The 17,715-nt window shown below is 52.7% G+C and carries 24 protein-coding genes; 16 read left to right on the top strand and 8 right to left on the bottom strand.

Annotated features, from left to right (window positions below; translation table 11 throughout):
- Positions 1-3: 3 nt before the first annotated feature.
- On the top strand, positions 4-1,329 hold the full coding sequence (locus J2T58_RS03385) for a signal recognition particle protein Srp54 (RefSeq protein WP_253487428.1): 1,326 nt from the start codon (positions 4-6) through the stop codon (positions 1,327-1,329).
- A gap of 2 nt (positions 1,330-1,331) precedes the next feature.
- Here the strand turns inward: J2T58_RS03385 and J2T58_RS03380 are convergent, their stop codons facing one another.
- Positions 1,332-1,688 carry a type II toxin-antitoxin system PemK/MazF family toxin gene (locus tag J2T58_RS03380; RefSeq protein ID WP_253487426.1) on the bottom strand — a complete coding sequence of 119 codons (357 nt, stop codon included), beginning with the start codon at positions 1,686-1,688 and terminating at the stop codon, positions 1,332-1,334.
- A gap of 100 nt (positions 1,689-1,788) precedes the next feature.
- Between J2T58_RS03380 and trmY the strand changes: the two genes are divergently transcribed.
- Genes trmY through J2T58_RS03345 form a run of 7 tightly spaced genes read left to right on the top strand, consistent with a single transcriptional unit; the run spans position 1,789 to position 6,185 of the window.
- Positions 1,789-2,352 (top strand): tRNA (pseudouridine(54)-N(1))-methyltransferase TrmY, encoded by a 564-nt coding sequence (trmY, locus tag J2T58_RS03375; protein ID WP_253487425.1) that lies wholly within the window; start codon positions 1,789-1,791, stop codon positions 2,350-2,352.
- Positions 2,352-3,593 carry a tRNA pseudouridine(54/55) synthase Pus10 gene (locus J2T58_RS03370; protein WP_253487424.1) on the top strand — a complete coding sequence of 414 codons (1,242 nt, stop codon included), beginning with the start codon at positions 2,352-2,354 and terminating at the stop codon, positions 3,591-3,593. The genes trmY and J2T58_RS03370 overlap by 1 nt, the downstream gene beginning before the upstream one ends.
- Before the next feature lie 2 nt (positions 3,594-3,595).
- Positions 3,596-3,889, top strand: a complete 294-nt coding sequence (locus tag J2T58_RS03365; RefSeq protein WP_211530280.1) for a 50S ribosomal protein L21e — start codon at positions 3,596-3,598, stop codon at positions 3,887-3,889.
- A 23-nt stretch (positions 3,890-3,912) separates the two neighbouring features.
- Positions 3,913-4,263, top strand: a complete 351-nt coding sequence (locus tag J2T58_RS03360) for an RNA polymerase Rpb4 family protein (protein WP_253487423.1) — start codon at positions 3,913-3,915, stop codon at positions 4,261-4,263.
- A 12-nt stretch (positions 4,264-4,275) separates the two neighbouring features.
- Positions 4,276-4,836, top strand: coding sequence for a DUF655 domain-containing protein (locus J2T58_RS03355; RefSeq protein WP_253487580.1), 561 nt, complete (start codon positions 4,276-4,278; stop codon positions 4,834-4,836).
- A complete protein-coding gene (gene rsmA, locus J2T58_RS03350; RefSeq protein WP_253487422.1) occupies positions 4,833-5,609 on the top strand; it encodes a 16S rRNA (adenine(1518)-N(6)/adenine(1519)-N(6))-dimethyltransferase RsmA in 777 nt (258 codons plus the stop codon). The genes J2T58_RS03355 and rsmA overlap by 4 nt, the downstream gene beginning before the upstream one ends.
- Positions 5,610-5,618: 9 nt before the next feature.
- Positions 5,619-6,185 carry a HemK2/MTQ2 family protein methyltransferase gene (locus J2T58_RS03345; RefSeq protein ID WP_253487420.1) on the top strand — a complete coding sequence of 189 codons (567 nt, stop codon included), beginning with the start codon at positions 5,619-5,621 and terminating at the stop codon, positions 6,183-6,185.
- Between the two features lie 4 nt (positions 6,186-6,189).
- Here the strand turns inward: J2T58_RS03345 and J2T58_RS03340 are convergent, their stop codons facing one another.
- On the bottom strand, positions 6,190-6,789 hold the full coding sequence (locus J2T58_RS03340; protein WP_253487418.1) for a DUF2115 domain-containing protein: 600 nt from the start codon (positions 6,787-6,789) through the stop codon (positions 6,190-6,192).
- A 109-nt stretch (positions 6,790-6,898) separates the two neighbouring features.
- On the opposite strand from J2T58_RS03340, the gene J2T58_RS03335 reads away from it, so the two are divergent.
- From J2T58_RS03335 to J2T58_RS03325, 3 genes are read left to right on the top strand one after another with little or no spacing between them, the layout of a single operon-like run.
- Positions 6,899-8,155 carry a 3-isopropylmalate dehydratase large subunit gene (locus J2T58_RS03335; protein ID WP_253487416.1) on the top strand — a complete coding sequence of 419 codons (1,257 nt, stop codon included), beginning with the start codon at positions 6,899-6,901 and terminating at the stop codon, positions 8,153-8,155.
- A gap of 5 nt (positions 8,156-8,160) precedes the next feature.
- On the top strand, positions 8,161-8,649 hold the full coding sequence (locus J2T58_RS03330; RefSeq protein WP_253487414.1) for a 3-isopropylmalate dehydratase small subunit: 489 nt from the start codon (positions 8,161-8,163) through the stop codon (positions 8,647-8,649).
- Positions 8,637-9,755 (top strand): 3-isopropylmalate dehydrogenase, encoded by a 1,119-nt coding sequence (locus J2T58_RS03325; RefSeq protein WP_253487413.1) that lies wholly within the window; start codon positions 8,637-8,639, stop codon positions 9,753-9,755. Before J2T58_RS03330 ends, J2T58_RS03325 begins: the two co-directional genes overlap by 13 nt.
- Here the strand turns inward: J2T58_RS03325 and J2T58_RS03320 are convergent.
- Positions 9,739-10,419, bottom strand: coding sequence for a PEGA domain-containing protein (locus J2T58_RS03320; RefSeq protein WP_253487412.1), 681 nt, complete (start codon positions 10,417-10,419; stop codon positions 9,739-9,741). The two genes, J2T58_RS03325 and J2T58_RS03320, sit on opposite strands and share 17 nt — an antisense overlap.
- Positions 10,420-10,532: 113 nt before the next feature.
- On the bottom strand, positions 10,533-10,871 hold the full coding sequence (locus J2T58_RS03315; protein WP_253487411.1) for an STAS domain-containing protein: 339 nt from the start codon (positions 10,869-10,871) through the stop codon (positions 10,533-10,535).
- 259 nt (positions 10,872-11,130) lie between these two features.
- Between J2T58_RS03315 and J2T58_RS03310 the strand changes: the two genes are divergently transcribed.
- Together J2T58_RS03310 and J2T58_RS03305 are read left to right on the top strand one after the other, a co-directional pair.
- Positions 11,131-11,613, top strand: a complete 483-nt coding sequence (locus J2T58_RS03310) for an Hsp20/alpha crystallin family protein (RefSeq protein ID WP_253487410.1) — start codon at positions 11,131-11,133, stop codon at positions 11,611-11,613.
- A 53-nt stretch (positions 11,614-11,666) separates the two neighbouring features.
- Positions 11,667-12,452 (top strand): CBS domain-containing ParB/RepB/Spo0J family partition protein, encoded by a 786-nt coding sequence (locus J2T58_RS03305; protein ID WP_253487409.1) that lies wholly within the window; start codon positions 11,667-11,669, stop codon positions 12,450-12,452.
- Positions 12,453-12,462: 10 nt separating this feature from the next.
- On the opposite strand, the gene J2T58_RS03300 is transcribed toward J2T58_RS03305, so the two are convergent.
- On the bottom strand, positions 12,463-13,641 hold the full coding sequence (locus tag J2T58_RS03300) for a nucleotidyltransferase family protein (RefSeq protein WP_253487407.1): 1,179 nt from the start codon (positions 13,639-13,641) through the stop codon (positions 12,463-12,465).
- An 85-nt stretch (positions 13,642-13,726) separates the two neighbouring features.
- Between J2T58_RS03300 and J2T58_RS03295 the strand changes: the two genes are divergently transcribed.
- Complete coding sequence (locus J2T58_RS03295) at positions 13,727-14,212, top strand: YkgJ family cysteine cluster protein (protein ID WP_253487405.1); 486 nt, start codon at positions 13,727-13,729, stop codon at positions 14,210-14,212.
- Complete coding sequence (locus J2T58_RS03290; protein WP_253487403.1) at positions 14,205-14,471, top strand: hypothetical protein; 267 nt, start codon at positions 14,205-14,207, stop codon at positions 14,469-14,471. The genes J2T58_RS03295 and J2T58_RS03290 overlap by 8 nt, the downstream gene beginning before the upstream one ends.
- 4 nt (positions 14,472-14,475) lie before the next feature.
- Here J2T58_RS03290 and J2T58_RS03285 read toward each other — a convergent pair whose 3' ends face one another.
- Both J2T58_RS03285 and J2T58_RS03280 read right to left on the bottom strand, forming a co-directional pair.
- On the bottom strand, positions 14,476-14,820 hold the full coding sequence (locus J2T58_RS03285) for a type II secretion system protein E (RefSeq protein WP_253487400.1): 345 nt from the start codon (positions 14,818-14,820) through the stop codon (positions 14,476-14,478).
- Positions 14,817-16,271: a cobyric acid synthase gene (locus tag J2T58_RS03280; protein WP_253487397.1), complete on the bottom strand. Its 1,455-nt coding sequence runs from the start codon at positions 16,269-16,271 to the stop codon at positions 14,817-14,819. Before J2T58_RS03280 ends, J2T58_RS03285 begins: the two co-directional genes overlap by 4 nt.
- A gap of 110 nt (positions 16,272-16,381) precedes the next feature.
- Between J2T58_RS03280 and yciH the strand changes: the two genes are divergently transcribed.
- Complete coding sequence (gene yciH / locus J2T58_RS03275; RefSeq protein WP_253487395.1) at positions 16,382-16,687, top strand: stress response translation initiation inhibitor YciH; 306 nt, start codon at positions 16,382-16,384, stop codon at positions 16,685-16,687.
- A gap of 37 nt (positions 16,688-16,724) precedes the next feature.
- Here yciH and J2T58_RS03270 read toward each other — a convergent pair whose 3' ends face one another.
- On the bottom strand, positions 16,725-17,714 hold the full coding sequence (locus J2T58_RS03270) for a type II secretion system F family protein (RefSeq protein ID WP_253487393.1): 990 nt from the start codon (positions 17,712-17,714) through the stop codon (positions 16,725-16,727).
- Between the last annotated feature and the right edge of the window lies 1 nt (position 17,715).

Raw genomic sequence — 17,715 nt, 5'->3', positions numbered from 1 at the left:
ACGATGCTCGATTCTCTCTCCACATCTCTCAAAGATGCCGTTAAAAAGCTTGCAGGGAAGGCTGTTATCGACAGGGCAGCCGTTGAGGAGCTGATACGTGATCTCCAGCGGGCGCTCATCCAGTCTGATGTCAATGTCAAACTTGTGATGCAGCTCTCTCAGTCGATCAAGAATCGTGCCCTTGAAGAGGAGCTTCCAAAAGGGATGGGTGTGAAGGATCATGTCCTTCGAATCGTCTACCAGGAGCTCGTCTCCCTGATGGGTCCCGAGACCGAGCTTGAGCTCAAACCCCAGAAGATCCTGATGGCAGGTCTGCAGGGCTCCGGGAAGACGACAACGACGGGCAAACTCTGCCGGTATCTTCAGCGGAAAGGGATGAAAGTTGGAGCAATCTGCTGCGACAACTTCCGGCCAGGTGCATTTGTTCAGCTTCAGACCCTCTGTAAGAAGATTAATGTCCCGGTCTATGGCGATCCAAACGAGAAGGATGCCCTGAAGATCGTCAGAGACGGCCTCACGGCTCTCCGTGATGTTGAGGTTATCATCGTCGATACTGCCGGCCGCCATGCCCTTGAAGATGATCTCATCGAGGAGATCATGCAGATCAACGACGTGGCGAAACCGACGCACCGGTGGCTCGTCATCGATGCGGCCCTTGGTCAGGGGGCGCGTGATCAGGCGAAGAGATTCCATGAGGCCATCGGTATTGATGGGGTCATCATCACGAAGATGGATGGGACTGCCAAAGGTGGCGGTGCCCTCTCGGCTGTTGCCGAGACGGGATCGGGCATCGTCTTCATCGGTTCCGGTGAGACGATCGACGATCTCGAGCGGTTCGATCCCGATGGATTCATCTCGAGGCTGCTTGGGATGGGGGATCTCCGTGCCCTCGTCGAGCGGGCTGAAGAGGTGATCGAGAGCGATGATCTCGATGTCAATGCAATGATGAAGGGGAAGTTTACCCTTCGTGATATGTACAAACAGCTTGAAGCCCTCAATAAGATGGGTCCGTTAAAGCAGGTTCTCTCGATGCTTCCTCTCGGTAATATGAATCTTCCCGGGGAGGTCTATGATGTCACCTCTGTGAAGATGCAGCGGTACCGGGTGATCATGGACTCGATGACGGATGCGGAGCTTGATGATCCATCTGTCCTTGGAACATCCCGGGTACACCGGATTGCATATGGTTCCGGATCGTCAGTTGACCAGGTCCGGGAGCTCATCAAATATTATAAGATGATGCAGAAGGCATTGAAAGGTTTCAAGGGAGGAGGACGCTTCTCCATGAACCGGATGATGAAGCAGTTTGGCGGTGACAGGCTCGGATAGTTTCAGGACCGGGCTATCCTTTTTACTTCCATAAAAGCTTCATTTGTCAGCCTCCCTTTCTTTGAGAGTATCTTTCGTACGGGTATCCAGGTCTGATCGGTGGTGAGGATGTAGCTCTCATCGAAGAGGTCAAGACCACCTTCCTCAAAGTCGTCGAGATCGATCCTGATCGACGGGATCCTGTCTGCCGGCCGGCTTGTGCAGGGTACAAGGAGGAGCTGGTTATCCCCGGCCGAGAGGACGACCGCCGGCCTGTTTTTGTTCCCCCTGCCATCGTGGAACGGGAATGGTGCAATAACGACATCACGCGGATTATAGGTTCCCATTATCTCTCTCTCCCGTTTGGTATCTGCATCCATACCTCTCCATATCATTAAGCGGCTGTCCATCAATATAATTAAGCTATACCTTCCTGGTTTGTGGCACAAACACCCTCCAGGAGTCCAGTGTGGAATCATTATGCGACGGTTTGCAATTATTGGCCATCGTGCCGTCACGGATCCGGGTTTTTCCCTCAATGATATGCCCGGAAGTGCAGGGAGGATGGATGTCCTCTGCCGCTGTGTGAATACCTCCTTCTTCCTCTCCCATGACCTGAGACGGGATGTTGAGTGTTACCTCATACTCAAAGGTGGAGAGGAGACGACGGTCCGCTTCTCCGGAGAGAGGGTCAGATCACTCAATCCTGATGAACGGAGCAGTGGAGCCCTCATCAAAAAAGCCCTTGCAAAGCCCTGTGGGGAAGAGTTTACCGAATCATCACCGGGGGTCTCGGTACGGCGTGGCGGCCTGGAGAGGCTTCTGACAGAATACCCGTTTGCCATCCTTGATGAAGGGGGTACCGATATCCGGTCTGCAGAGGTGATTCCTGAGAACCTCATCCTCTCTGATCATCAGAACTTCACCGAAGAAGAGGAGATACTGGTTGCTGATCTTCCACGCATCTCGGTCGGGCCAAAGGTCCTGCATGCCGATCATACGATCACCATCGTCCTCAATGAGGCGGATCGGAGGGGATTGTAATGGATATCCTCTCTTTGACCGGGAGAATTCTTGAATATGGACCGATCTGCGATCACTGTCTCGGCCGGCTCTTTGCAAAGCGATCGTTTGGGATCTCAAATGATGAGCGGGGTCACGCCCTCCGGCTGAGCCACGCACTTGCAGAGAATCACCGCTTCACCCCCTACGAACCCGGAACCTGCAGCGTCTGTATGGATCTCTTCACTGAGATTGATGTGTGGGCTGAGCGTGTTGCGGCTGCTCTTTCCGGCATCGATCATGAGACCTTCGTCATCGGGACCCGTGTCCCTCCCATGATGGCAGAATCCGAGGAGATGCTCTGGAGTGATTTCTCCTTATCAGATCCCGAACCGCTGAAATCTGAGATGAACCGTGAGGTCGGAAAGGCGGTTGCCAGGATCACCGGAAAGCGTGGTGAGACGAAGAATCCCGAGGTGACCATCATCCTCAATATTCCTGAAGAGATCGTTGAGGTACAGATCGCTCCGGTCTTCTTTTATGGACGATACAGAAAACTTGAGCGTGGAATCCCCCAGACACACTGGGACTGTCGCGCATGCCGTGGATCCGGCTGTGAGGTCTGCGGGGGATCGGGGAGGCAGTATCCCGATTCGGTGGAAGAGCTCATCGGAAGACCGGCTGTGGAGTTATTCAGGGCAGAAGGGGCTCTCCTGCATGGTGCCGGCCGGGAAGATATCGATGCGCTGATGGTCGGATCCGGCCGCCCCTTCATCATGGAGATTCTCTCTCCGACCCATCGTGGTGTTGATCTGAAGACTCTTGAATCTGCCATCAATCAGTCAGCGAATGGCAGGGTCGAGGTCTCGATTGAGCGATGGAGTGCGAGGCGTGAGGTGGAAACCCTTAAATCGCACAAAGCGCATAAAACATACAGGATTCTGGTCGATATTGACGGCCACACGTCCCTTGATGAGGTCAGAAAAGCCCTGGATACCCTGAATGGGGCAGTTATCCATCAACGCACCCCCCGCCGTGTTGCACATCGGAGGGCAGATCTTGTCAGGGAACGTATGGTCGTTCAGATAGAGTGTCTGGATGTGGAGGATGGCCGGTACCTGATCGAAGTGGTTGGTGAGGCCGGTCTTTACATCAAGGAACTCATATCAGGGGATGGCGGGAGGACGACCCCCAGCCTCTCAGAGATCCTCGGTATACCAGCACTGGTCGTGACACTTGATGTCACCTCTGTTGAGGGTATGCCTGAGAATGGAGACGAATAATCATGGCATTACATAACGGTCCACGGAAGAAGACACGATATAAGTTCAAGAAAGCACTCAGAGCACGTGGTCTCCCACCAGTTACCTCTGTCATCCAGCAGTTTGACGAGGGGCAGAAGGTTCACATTGTTGTGGAACCAAGTATCCACAAAGGGATGCCGCACCGGAGGTTCCATGGAAAGACCGGAACGGTTATCGGTCAGCGGGGTCAGGCATGGGTCCTTGAGATCAAAGACGGAAACGCAACGAAGACCGTCATTGCACGACCACAACATCTAAAAGCGCAGAAATATTAAATAGACGTAATCTGGTGATTGTCATGAAAGTCAAGGCACTTATTAGCGAGGAGAGGGTTACCCTTCCGGAGATCCGTGAAGAACTTCTCAGGATTGAGGCTTCACGCCTGGAGTCCGGAAAAGAGATGTCCTACGAGCTGAAGAAGAGCATCGAACATGTCAATCACCTCGCAAAAATCTCGTCAGAAGCTTCAAGGGAGCTCGTCTCCGTACTGCTTGGCATGGAGAAGATGAAACCGGATATCGCATACCGGATCGCAAACCTGATGCCCGTCAACAGAGATGAGCTCCGTGCAGTGTATGCAAAGGAACGCTTCACCCTGACGCCTGAAGAACTCGACTCGATCCTTGATCTCGTTTCATCAAAGCGGTGATGTGGTATGAGAGTGAGGGAGGAGAAGAAAGAGAATCAAGCGTTAGCGATTGATGTACTGCAACATGGGTACGCAGACGATCCCCGTCCGATTGTCAAGCGTGAACCTGTGGTTATTGCAGTTGGTGTTGATCAGTTCAAACTCCTTGAGATCATTCCAAAGACCATCGATGTGGACATCCATGAGATGCTCTATATCGGTGATGGGGAGCGTCCGAAGGTTGAACGGGTGAAACGGCGGCTGAAATACGAGGAGCTGACATCAACAGCCCGTATTGAACTTCCCTTTGCAATTGAGAAGATCGTCTCTCAGAATGAGGCACGCTTTATTGAGTTCTTCAATAAATCCGTACCGATAAGTCTGAAGCTTCATATGCTCCACCTTCTCCCCGGTATCGGGAAGAAGCTGCTCTCTGAAATCCTTGATGCGCGCCAGAAGGCACCGTTTACAAGCTTTGAGGATATCAGGAGTCGGATTAAGGCGATGCAACACCCTGAGAGGATGATTGCTGAACGCATTCTTGAGGAGATTATGGATCCGAGCGTCAAATACCATCTCTTCACTTCACGATGAGAGCCCGGCTGGATCAGCATTTTCTTACAGATCCCCTGGCAGTCGGGCGGATCGCAGGTGCGGTTCCGGTGAGTGGCCGCCGGGTCCTTGAGATCGGTCCGGGCGGGGGTATTCTGACCCGTGCCCTCCTTGATCGGGGGGCGACCGTCATCGCAGTTGAGATTGATGGCTCTCTCGTCTCCGATCTTCAGGTTCGTTTCGCAGATGAGATTGCTGCCGGCCGCCTCATCCTTCTTCATGGTGATGCGACCCGGTGCGATCTCCCTGCATTTGATATCGTCGTTGCCAATCTTCCGTATTCGGCCTCTTCTCCGATCACATTCCGCCTTCTCTCGATTGGGTTTGAGGTCGCTGTCCTGATGTACCAGTGGGAGTTTGCCCGGCGTATGCTCACCCCGGCGGGTATGCCCGATACAAGCCGCCTCTCGGTGATGGTGCAGACCTATGCGAAGGTCAAACCCCTCCTTGAACTCCCTCCCGAGGCCTTCTCCCCGCCGCCAGAGGTCTGGTCGATGGTCGTCCGGCTTACCCCGACGGATCCCCCGGTCCCTATCCATGATCATATGGCGTATGCGGATCTTGTCCGGGTGCTCTTTTCCCACCGGAGAAAGACCATCAGAAACTGCCTGAAATCAGCCCGGGGCATCTTTGGCTCCGACCTGATTGATGATCTCATAGAGAGCCTTGATGATGCAACCCTTGCGATGCGGCCGGAGAACCTGTCTCTGGAGGCGTTTGCAGAGATGTCAAATGCCCTTGCAGACAGAGAGTAATGCGTATCTATGTCCCCCTATCACCCCGAGGTCTACTCCCCTGCAGAGGATACCCATCTCCTCCTTGAGGCGGCACGCCGGGCTCTCCGTCCGGGAGATCAGGTGCTTGAGATAGGGACGGGAAGCGGCGAAATCTCGTATGGTCTGCTTCCCATAGCCGAAAGGGTTGTGGCGACAGATATCAATCCTCATGCCGCCGGGATGGCGTATTCCCGTGGTGTTCCGGTCATCAGGACCGATCTCTTCTCCGGTATCAGGGGCCGGTTTGATCTCATCATCTTCAATCCTCCGTATCTCCCGACGACTGCGGAGGAGCGGATGGATGACTGGCTGGAATATGCACTTGATGGCGGAGAGGATGGAAGAAGGACAATTCGACGCTTCCTTGCGTCTGCTCCTGATCACCTGACCATACAGGGCAGGATTCTTCTCCTTATCTCTTCCCTGACCGGTATTGCAGAGGTGACCACCCTCTTTACCGAAGCGGGAATGATCGCTTTTACCGTTGCAGAAGAAGTATGTGAAGGCGAGAAGCTCATCGTCCTGCTTGGTATGCGGGATCTCTGCCGGGTATGACTTCCTATCCCTGTTCTGCCGGGCAGAACCGGCAGAGCGCATAGAGCACCTCATCCGCCCGATCCCGGACAGGGCAGTAGATCACCCCTCCCTTCTCCTGCACCCGGAGCCCTCCGGGAAAGGGCGTTCCAACCGGGTGGACCGATTCATGAAGCACGAAGATGCGAAACGCAGAGAGGAGATAGTAGAGGAGTCTCCCCATCGGGGTCATGTGTGCACTCCCCGCATGATTCGGTTGGAGGCAGGCCTCTTTCATCGTATGGCAGTATGTCAGAAAAACCACCTTATTATGGAGATGATCCTGCAAATATCTCATCTTTCTCTCTCTCTTCATCAGGAGAATCCTGTGGTATGTCCCAAATATCTGCTCGGATGTATATTCAGAGAGTTCCTCACGATAGTCTGGTGGCAGGTTTCTAATCTCCTGCTTCAGGGCAGAAGCAATCTCCATCAGGTCATAGGGTGTGTAATTGAGCAGCTCCTCTGCGATCAGATCACCCAGGTCAGATCGCGTCTCTGCTCCCATCAGGCGTGATGTGATCGCTTCTATCTCCTCTCTAGCCGGCTCTCCCTTCAGCTTCAGCCTGCCTGTCTGACTGTGCACGAGTTATTCACCGCCTGATATCCACATTATGCCTGATTCTTCTGCAAATATGAAATCGATCTCTTCTCATCCAAAGAATAGTATAGCATGAAGGAGGATAAGTACACCGATGGCCAGAGGATTGACTGTTGCTGAGAAGATATTCTCACGAAGATGTCACAGGGAGAAGAAGGCTGGTGATGTCGTTATGGCGCCAATAGACGCCGCAATGATTCATGACATCACCGGACCCCTTGCTATTACCCAGTTTTGGGAGATGGGGGGAGAACGCGTCTTTGATCCCGAGAAGATCATTCTCCTTTTCGATCACCAGATCCCTGCCGATTCCATTCCGGCTGCAAAAAATCACGTGATGATGCGGGCATTTGCCGAGGATCAGGGAATTGTTAATTATGATCTCCGTGAAGGTGTCTGCCACCAGGTTGCTCTTGAGAAAGGGCGGGTCGCTCCTGGCGATATCGTTGTCGGGAGTGACTCCCATACCTGCATGTACGGAGCTGTCGGGGCATTTGCAACCGGTATCGGATCGACCGATATGGGGTTTGCCCTCAAGTTCGGTGCCCTGTACTTCCGGGTCCCCGAGAGTATCAGGGTTAAAGCAGAAGGCCGGTTCTCACCCAGGGTCGGCCCCAAGGATCTCATCCTCAGGCTTACCGGTGATATCGGTGCAGATGGTGCCACCTACCGTGCGCTCGAGTTTGGTGGATCTGCTTTTAACGAGATGGATATGCCGGGCAGGATGACCTGCTGTAATATGGCAATCGAGATGGGTGGGAAGGCAGGGATCGTCCCCCCTGACGAGGTGACACTGGCGTATCTGAAGGAACGGAGGTCGTTTGATCCCGTCGATATCGCACCTGATCCGGATGCCGTCTATCTTGATCAGCGGTCATATGATGTCGCTGATCTCTCACCACAGGTTGCCGTTCCCCATAATGTCGATAATGTCGTCTCCGTTGAGGAGGTTGCAGGACGAAAGGTCGATCAGGTCTTCATCGGCTCCTGCACAAACGGCAGGTTTGAGGATATGCAGGAGGCTGCCGAGGTCCTGGGTAACGAGACCTTCTCTGATAAGGTGCGGGTGATCATCATCCCGGCATCCCGTGACGAGTATCTCAAGACCCTCCGTGCAGGGCTCATCGAACGGTTCGTCGAGGCAGGCGCTCTTGTCGAGGCGCCCTGCTGTGGTCCGTGCATGGGTGGGGCATTTGGTCTCCTTGCACCGGGTGAAGTCTCCCTCTCAACATCCAACCGGAACTTCCGGGGACGGCAGGGAAGTACGGAGGCTGAGGTCTATCTCTCATCCCCGGCAACGGCTGCGGCAAGTGCCCTGTATGGTGAGATAACTGATCCGAGGGGGGTGTAATGGCGATGCGTGTCTGGAAATTTGGCAACGATATCGATACGGATGCAATCATACCGGGTCGTTTTCTGACGATCTATGATGAAAAAGAACTTGCCTCACATGCGTTTGAGGGAACCCGTGACGACTTTTCAAAGCAGGCTGAAGAAGGGGATATCATCGTCGGTGGCCGCAACTTTGGCTGTGGCTCGTCACGTGAGCATGCACCCCTTGCTATCCGGGGCTCCGGTGTCCGGGTGATCGTCGCTGAGTCGTATGCGAGGATATTTTATCGAAATGCCATTAATACCGGACTTCTTCCGCTTGTCTGTGAAGATGCCGGAGCTATTGCGGATGGGGCAGAACTGATTGTAAATACGGATGAAGGATATATTGAGTCGGCCGGGAAGCGATACCCGATCGATCCTGTTCCGGAATTCCTTCTTGAAATAATAAAAGCGGGGGGGCTCGTCGCCTATGCGCGGGCGCACCCGGAGGTGAAGACATGCACAGAGTAGCACGTATAGATGGAGATGGAATCGGACCTGAGATCATTGATGCAGGAGTCACTGTCCTGGATGCCGCCGGTGAGCGGTTCAACTTTGATATCGACTGGGTCAACTTCGATATTGGATCGGAACGGTACCTCAGGACCGGAGAACTTCTGACCGAGGAAGATATCACCGGTCTTGAAGCCTGTGACTCGATCTATTTTGGTGCATTGGGCGATGATCGCGTCAAACCCGGCATTATTGAGAAGGGTATTCTCCTTGCCCTCAGGTTCCATTTTGACCAGTATATCAATCTCCGCCCGATCAAGCTTCTGGATGGCGTCACCACACCCCTTGCCAACAAGAAGCCCGAGGATATCGATTTCCTTGTTGTGAGGGAGAATACCGAGGACTTCTATGTCGGTATCGGATCACGGTTTACTGGATCTGAGAAGACGAGCCTTGAGGTGATCCGCAATCTCTACTCCATCAAATTCGGCGTTGATGTTGAGAGTGATGCGACGGAGGTCGCCTACCAGATCGGCCTCATCACCAGGGAGGGTGCAGAGCGGGTCATCAATTATGCCTTTGAGCGTGCCCAGGAGAGGGAGAAGAGCTGCACATCGGTTGATAAGGCCAACGTCCTCTCCGACATCTACGGACTCTGGCGTGAGGTCTTCACCTCGGTTTCGGGCAGATATCCTGATGTCAAGACCGATTTCACCTTTGTCGATGCGGTGACGATGTGGTTTGTCAAGAACCCTGAATGGTTCGATGTCGTTGTCACCCCGAATATGTTTGGGGATATCATCACTGACCTTGGAGCGATGATTCAGGGGGGCCTTGGTCTCGCACCCGGTGGAAACATCAACCCTGATGGAATCTCAATGTTTGAGCCGATCCATGGCTCTGCCCCGAAGTACAAAGGGATGAATATCGCAAACCCCCTTGCGACGATCTGGGCCGGCGCACTTCTGCTTGAGAATATCGGGGAGAAAGAAGCTGCTGATGCCGTCATCAGAGGAATCGAGTCATCGATTATCGCCGGCCATGTCACAAAAGATATGGGTGGCAGCCAGTCGACGAGCAGTGTCGGCGACTGGATAGCAGAACAGATCAGAACCGGCGCATAACTCCTGCTGCCAATGATGCTGCGACGATCCCTGCGATGATGATTGCAGGGGCCGGCGCACTCTGCTCAGGCGGTGTCGGAACAGGCGATACCCGGAGATCAGGAGTCGGGACCGGTGGGGCAGGTTCCGGTGTGGTGAGTGGCTGAAGCTCTTTCACAATACCGGACGTCTTCCCCGGATAGACGGTGGTATACTCCTGATAACTGTAATACCCCTCTTTCTCTATTGTTATCAGGTGGGCGCCCAGGTCGGTCCGTGCGATAATGAGGCTCCCGTCCTCATCTGTCACTCCGACATAGTTCTGATTCTGCAATACAACCGCTTCCGGATGTGTGGTGATGACGATGTTTCCGGTATTTCGGAAAACAGTTCCTGTTCGTGCAAGTTCCGGCTCAAGCCGGACGGTTGCACCCGGTGTAATGTAGGCGACCCCGTCCCAGTTCTGGTAGTTTGGCCTCCTCACAGAGATCCGGGTCAGTCCGGGTCTGAGTTCGCTGATGGTGATGGGGGTGTAGCCCCGGAACTGGCCCGTGATATAGACCTCGGCGTTGCCAGGGTCTGAGATGATCTCAACAGATCCCGTCTCTGCTGCATTGACGGGGGAGATAAGGATGAGCAGGGAGATCAGAATTCCCACGATCAGGATGGGCGTATGGATATGCATATCTTCTGTAATGGTATTGATCCAGATAATGCTTCGTTAGGATGGATAGGTGATTCTGATCCTCTCCTTATCCTCGCATCTGGATGCCGCCGTTTACAATTTGACTCCAGGCTCTATCCCTGAAGATACGCCATAGCGGCATCAATGGAGGGATGGATGGAAAAGATGGATGAAAAACCGGTCAGTCTGAAGATCTTCTCAACATCCGGACGGAGGGAGCAGAGGATGATATGCCGGTCCTCTTTTGCCAACCCTTTTTCGATGGTAAGCAGGACGCGAAGGCCGCCACTGCTGATATATGTCAGTTCACTCCCGTCGATGATGACCGGGCCGTCCCCGCCCTCTGCATATCCCCGGAGTTTCTCTTCAGCGTCGGGGGCGTTGGAAGAGTCGATTCTGCCGGATACTTTCAAAAATCGGATATTCTGTATCTCTGTCGGTGTGATCTCCATCTTCGATCTCCTGAATTGTACTCTCTCTGCTCTGGTACTACAAAAAATATCAGCATCCGGTCCGGACCATGGCATTGGATCGAGACGCACTCACTCCCGTGATTACCGGGATGACGGGCTCGCTACTATGACAGCCCCCTCATTCCTTTATGATGATCCCATACCAGGGATAAGCATTGGCACCATAGAAAAAATTATGTTCTTGCTATTCCTAACCGAAGGTTAACCACACACCCTGTGTGGTCTGGAGGTACAAACTATGGTATGGCGTAGGCGAAGATATCCGTTCGGCTCACTTGGCCATGAGATTGATGAGATGATGGGAGAGATGGAGACCCGTTTCCAGGATCTCTTCTCCGGAGGCAGGACACTGCTCCCTGAGGGGGGGGCGGCAGATCGCCTTATCCCGGCTGTCAGAGGGGAGTTCCGGGTTGATGTCTGTGAGCATGAGGGCGACGTTGTCGTCGTCGCGGATCTTCCGGGAATCGAGAAGGAGCAGGTCAATGTCCGGCTCCATGATCCACGGACCCTTGAGATATCAACAGAACGGCGGGAAGAGAAGAAGGAGGAAGAGGAGAACTACTTCATGAGGGAGCGAGTCTATGGATCGATGCGCCGCGTCGTCCGCCTCCCTGGCGATGTTGATGAGGAGAGTGCACAAGCTTCCTTTAAAAACGGAGTCCTTGAGATCCGGCTGAAGTTGTCCGAGAAGGAGACAGGAAGGACAATTCCTGTCAACTGATACTTTTTTAAAGACCGATGCTTTGATGGTGTTTTGTGGGAATATCAATACCAATGGAGAAGAAGAAGGTCAGTGACTATATGACCTACGACGTTGTGACGGTCGAGGCGGCTGGAACGGTAAAGGATGTTATCTCCCATATCAGATCGACTCATCATGACGGTTTTCCTGTCGTCCGGGGAAAGAAGGTCGTCGGTTATATCTCCGCACGGGATATCATCGGGGTCCATCCATCAACCCGTATCGACCAGATCATGTCACGCCACCTGATCGTTGCCGATCCCGAGATGTGCATCACCGATGCGGCACGGGTCATCTTCCGATCAGGCATTCAGAAACTCCCGGTAATCGACGAGAAGAACGAACTCGTCGGTATCATCTCAAATGCTGATGTTATCCGCTCCCAGATTGAGCATGTATCCCCGGAGAAGGTCTTTAACTTTATGAAGACCCTCACCAAGCTGTACGGGATCGAACCGACCCTTGACCGGGGCATGATTCCCGTCGACAAGCTCCGGCCGACCCAGGCAAAGATCTATCAGGATGAACTTGAGGGGAGGATGTACGAGATCAGAAAAGGTCTGGCCGAACCTGTCATCGCTGTCAGGCAGCCGGGGAAGCTGATCATGGTGGATGGCCACCATCGCGCCGTTGCTGCCAAGCGGCTCGGCATCAGGCATCTGGAGGCGTATATCATCGATATAACCGAGGATATCGAGCTTGGGCTGGAGAGGACGGCTAATACCATGAACCTTCACTCACTCGATGATATTGTGGTTCTGGACTATGCCAGACACCCACTCGTTGCTATCACCCACCGGCTTGTACCACATAGCTGAAGCAGGGGTTCTATGACCCCTCATGCCGGGTGTCATATGCATCATTCAGGACGTACTCTTTTACCACTGTCCCTGGCTGAACGTTAACCTCAGGCCAGAGCCGGGTTCGTGAATGGACGACGACCCCCTCTCCTATGGAAGCACGTGGACCGATGACGGTATCATTCTCAATTGAGCAGCCATCTCTGATGACAACATCATTGTCGATGATACTCCCGCTGATTGTTGAACCGGTCCCGATCCTGACTCCTGAGTATATGGATGATGAGAAGATCTTGGAGCCATTTGAGATCACACAGTGATCTCCGATGGATGTGTAGGGGCCGATGATAACATCCTCTCCAATCGTTGCCCCCTCTCCGATGGAGACCGGGCCGATGATGCGTGATCGTGATCCCAGAGAGATGGCGTCACCAAACCGGACAGGTCCTGTGATCTGTGCATCCCTGACAGAGAGGGTTCCCTTGATTGTTGTCATACCGATATCAGCCAGTTTCCAGCGTTCCGCCTGCCTGAGCATCGATGGGGATCCGACATCGGTCCAGTTTCCCCTGGCAAGCCAGCCCTTGATGGTCCTGCCATCATGCATCAGGGCCGGGAAGAGATCCCGTGCGAAGTCAAACTTTCTGCCGGTGGGGATGTAATCAAAGATCTCAGAATTGCAGACATACATTCCTGTGGATGCGAGATTCGAGAAGATCTCACCGGGAGAAGGCTTCTCTTTGAACCTGCGGATGGTGAAGGTTGCATCAAGTTCTGCAATCCCGTATTCAGATGGATCGTCGATGCTGATCAATCCGATTGAGGTGATGGCACCGTTCTTTTTGTGTTCACGGTAAAACTCAAGGAGGTTAATATCTGTAACATGGTCTCCTCCGACGACAAGGAAGGGTGTTCCCTCAAGGTATTCCTCTGCATTCTTGACTGATCCGGCGGTTCCAAGCTTTGTCTTCTCCTCGACATAGGTGATATCTGCAGAGTAGAGCGATCCGTCACCAAGCGCCTCCCGTATCCGATCCCCCAGATAGCCAAGTGTGATGACGATATCAGTAAAGCCGAGGTTGGCGAGATGAATGACCAGATGCTGGATCGAGGGAACCCCTCCGATGGGAATCGTCGGCTTTGGCCTCTCAAAGGTCAAAGGGCGGAGACGGGTCCCCTCCCCCCCACACATGATACAGACTTTCATGATAATGAGATGGTCATCATTTCCAGTTAATAGTGGTGTTTTGACCTGCCATACTCTTATCTACCCGGAGCCAGAGAGGAATGATATGGAGTCGGAGTTTTCCTGTACCCTCTGCGGGCGTTGCTGCAATGGGTTTGGACGGTATATCAGAATCGATCAGCAGACTGGCACTACGTACCGGTGCACCCTCACCCTGACCAGGGAGACATTTCGTGCAATTCCGGATCCCGGAAGATCGGATCTTCTGAAGGATCGGTCATATTTCAGAGATCATCCACATGCATGTCCTTTTCTCAGAAAGGAAGCTGAAGAGAGGATTATTTGTACTATCCATGGATCACGCCCCCGCTTTTGCCGTGAGTATGTCTGCTGCACCGGAAGAATCGGACGTGATGATATCGTATGTGGTGAGATGAAGGGACGCAGGGATATCAAAACCGATGATCCTGATCTAACGAGGCGGTGGTCAGAACTCGTTTCGCTGTATGGAGGGTCTGATGACACTGTCTGGAAGCAGAAGGTTCAGGAAGCATTACAAAAAGACGGGTATACGGTGGTTTATTATGGATGATGCCCGCCTGAGAATTCTGGTCGTTGAGAACGGTATGGTTGCCTGCCTGCCAAAGAAACCTGTTACACTTGATCGGTGCCGCTTCTGTGTTCACTCGACGCATTTTGAGGCAAAAGGGAAGAAGGTGGTCTCCCCTGCCCGTGCGTACTGTTCAAGGAGCGGGGCTTCAGAAGAGGTTAACCTCAAAACTGTGACAAAGGTCTGGTGTGACGATCTGCAGGGGGAGGGTTTTCGGAGTATCATGTCGATCATCAGCTGATCATTCAGATACCTTTCCAGAACTCCCACCAGCGGCGGCTCTCTTTCTGAACAGGTCTGCTCTCCTTCTGATGTCTCAGATCAAGGATGTGATGGATAACCCTGATCTCCTTCTTCAGGTCGCTGACTGTTGCCGTCAGGTCATCAATGGATCTTTTGATCACCTTCACTTCCTGAAAACCCCGCTCCTGCTGTATCGGAATGAATCCCTTCTCTTCGGAATACTTGATGATGCCCGCCTCAATAAGTCTGAGAATTGCTTCATTTCGATCGACCCTCATCTCCTGTGCAAACTGTTCAATCTGATCTGACAGTTTGCTCTCCAGTGTAAATGACATCCGTGTTGTCATTTCCTGCCATCATCCCCGTTGTTCAATGCGATGATCGCCTCCATGTCAAGGTGCCTCTCAAAATGGCGGGCGAGCTCTTCGTATGGATCGATGTATATCTCTTCGGAATATGATAATCCCTTTCTCTCATGCAGGTATCTGAGAAGGGCGAGAGCGGCATTTCTGTTCTGAAAGAGCCCGTGCAGATATGTCCCAAAGACCATTCCATCATCACTGGATGCCCCCTCTCCGGAGAAGGCCTGATTTCCACCCTTTCGTACTGTCTCACCCATATGGATCTCATATCCCCTCACTTCCCCGATACCGGAGAGGATGGGTCCGATCGGCTCTGCCTGGCGGACAACCTGGATTGTTGTCTTTTTGTATTCGGAAAACCGTGTCTCAACCGGGAGGAGGCCAATGCCTGTATATACCCCCCGGCGACCTGATTCTATCGCATCATCGATGATCTGCTCCCCAAGCATCTGGTATCCCCCGCAGATTCCAATCACCGGGATGCCTCGTTCATGTGCCTTCCAAATCTCCTGTATTGTCCCTTTCTCCCTGAGCTCTTCCAGATCCTCAACAGAATTTTTTGTACCCGGAATGATGATACAGTCATATGGCTCAAGTGTGCTGCCGGGGACGACATATTCTACTGAAGCACCCCGTTCCAGCGACTCAAAGTCGGTGAAGTTGGAGATCCTTGTGAGGCGGATGATACCAATGCGTATCGGTGACCCTGATGCGCGCTTATCATTCAATGAGAGGGAATCCTCGCTTGGAAGCTGGAGATCTGTATACGGGACAAGCCCAAGGACCGGAACACCGCAGATAGATTCAACCATCCTGATGCCTGATTCGAATATTCCGGGATCACCCCTGAATTTGTTAATGATTATACCGGCAACGAGTCTGCGGATATGTGGTGGGAGGAGTTCCATCGTTCCATAAAGCTGTGCAAAGACCCCCCCTCTTTCAATATCGGCAACCAGGATAATTGGAATGTTGAGTCGTTCTGCAAGCCTGATATTGGCGATATCCCGATCATAGAGATTCAGCTCTGCCGCACCCCCCGCTCCTTCACATATCACACAGCCCGTCTCCTTATCGAGCCGTTCATACGCGGAGACGGCTATCTCAAGGAGCGCATCGGTCTCCTTATAGTATTCTCGTATTGGCAGATCCTTATAGGGCTTTCCAAGGACGATCACCTGCGAAATGCTCTCCCCCTTGGGCTTAAGCAGGATCGGGTTCATATCCGCTGAGGGTTCACGACGGGCTGCGGCTGCCTGCATCGCCTGTGCTATTCCGATCTCGGCACCATCTCCGGTGACATATGAGTTTAAACTCATATTCTGCGCTTTAAAGGGAGTGACTGTATATCCACGGTCGGAGAGCGCACGGCATATTCCTGCAACAGTTACACTCTTTCCGACGTGTGAGGCAGTTCCAAGCACGATAAGCGACATATTTCCATACGTACTCTTTCTATGAAGATAAAAAAGGGGGTCATCAATGGGGCATGAAATCCCTCTTTTACCGGATACAATAAATAGAGATGAACGTCCAGTAATGGTTAATGAACAGTGGCATATGCCCAAAATGTGGACTTCCAAAGGAACTTTGTATCTGTGAAGAGGTAGCTAAGGAACAGCAGAGGATCCTCGTCAAGATTAACCGGCGACGGTACGGTAAGGAAGTAACCGTCGTTGACGGACTTGATCCATATGAGATTGATCTTGAAGACCTCTCGAAGTTCCTGAAAGGCAAACTTGCCTGTGGAGGAACCGTTAAAGGGAATACCATCGAGCTGCAGGGAAATCACCGTGACAGGGTGAAGGACCTCCTCTCGCAGAAGGGGTATAAGATTGATAATATAAATTAACCACTTACCGCTTTTTTTCTCTATTCAGGGTCTTCTTTCAGATGAGAAAACGAAAGACCATCCAGCCGATAAAGACCATAACCGCAGAGAACTTTAATCCGGCAAGCGCTCTTCCCTCACCCATCTGCCCTGCGACAAGACCTGAGAAGAATCCCTGCAGGATGACGGCATGGGAGAATATGCGTTTATAAAAATCGATATCAATCGCTGCCATGAAGCCGGCGCCAGCACCGGATGCCTGCGCCGATTCACCTGCAGCCGCCATCGTCTCAAGGAACGTACTCGTCAGGACACCGATGACGAACATATAGACGAAGAATGAGATGATGATGATGACGATATAGATGAACATATTATTGAGCCGTTCTGTTTTGAGGTTGACGAACTCATAGGTGTCGATGGCTGCGGCACGTAGGACATTGGAGATGTCCCCCCCTGCCTTACTCGCCTTTGCAATCAGTTCGACACTCCGTGTTGCAAGTGGGGTTCGGATAGCCTCACCGAACCGGAATATCGCCTCAACAAATGGGACATTCCATGACATCTCCTGATCCAGCTGCCGAATGTGTCTGGTCAGGGCTCCATACTCTGCCTGAGCGACGAGATGGACGGCACCAGGGAGTGTCATCCCTGATTCGTTCATTCCTGCAAGATCCCGGAAGAAGTTTGGAAGTGCCGCTTCCAGGCTTCTCTGGCGCCTGTCCTCAATGAAGTCGAGGATGGAGAGGGGAGTGATGATGATGAGAAGAGCAACAATCAGAACGTCGTCGATGATTGTGGTTCCAAATACCATCTCTGTTCCATAACGCCGGGTGCTGATCAGAACCCAGATGAACGATAATACCAATGCAATCGGGACGGTAAGATAGAGGCTGTGAAGGGGACTTTTGATAAGTGAACGGAGAGGATGGCGGATAAATCCCCGGAACCCCTGGTCCTCTGCCCGTTTCTCGTCGATCTTCCTGCGGATTATCAGATCAGGCGACTCTTCTGCCTCGCTCCTGTTCCTTCGAAGAAGATCCCTCATC

It is taken from the genome of Methanocalculus alkaliphilus (assembly GCF_024170505.1).
In the GTDB taxonomy this organism is placed as follows: domain Archaea; phylum Halobacteriota; class Methanomicrobia; order Methanomicrobiales; family Methanocorpusculaceae; genus Methanocalculus; species Methanocalculus alkaliphilus.
This window is presented reverse-complemented; position numbering and strand designations above follow the sequence as displayed.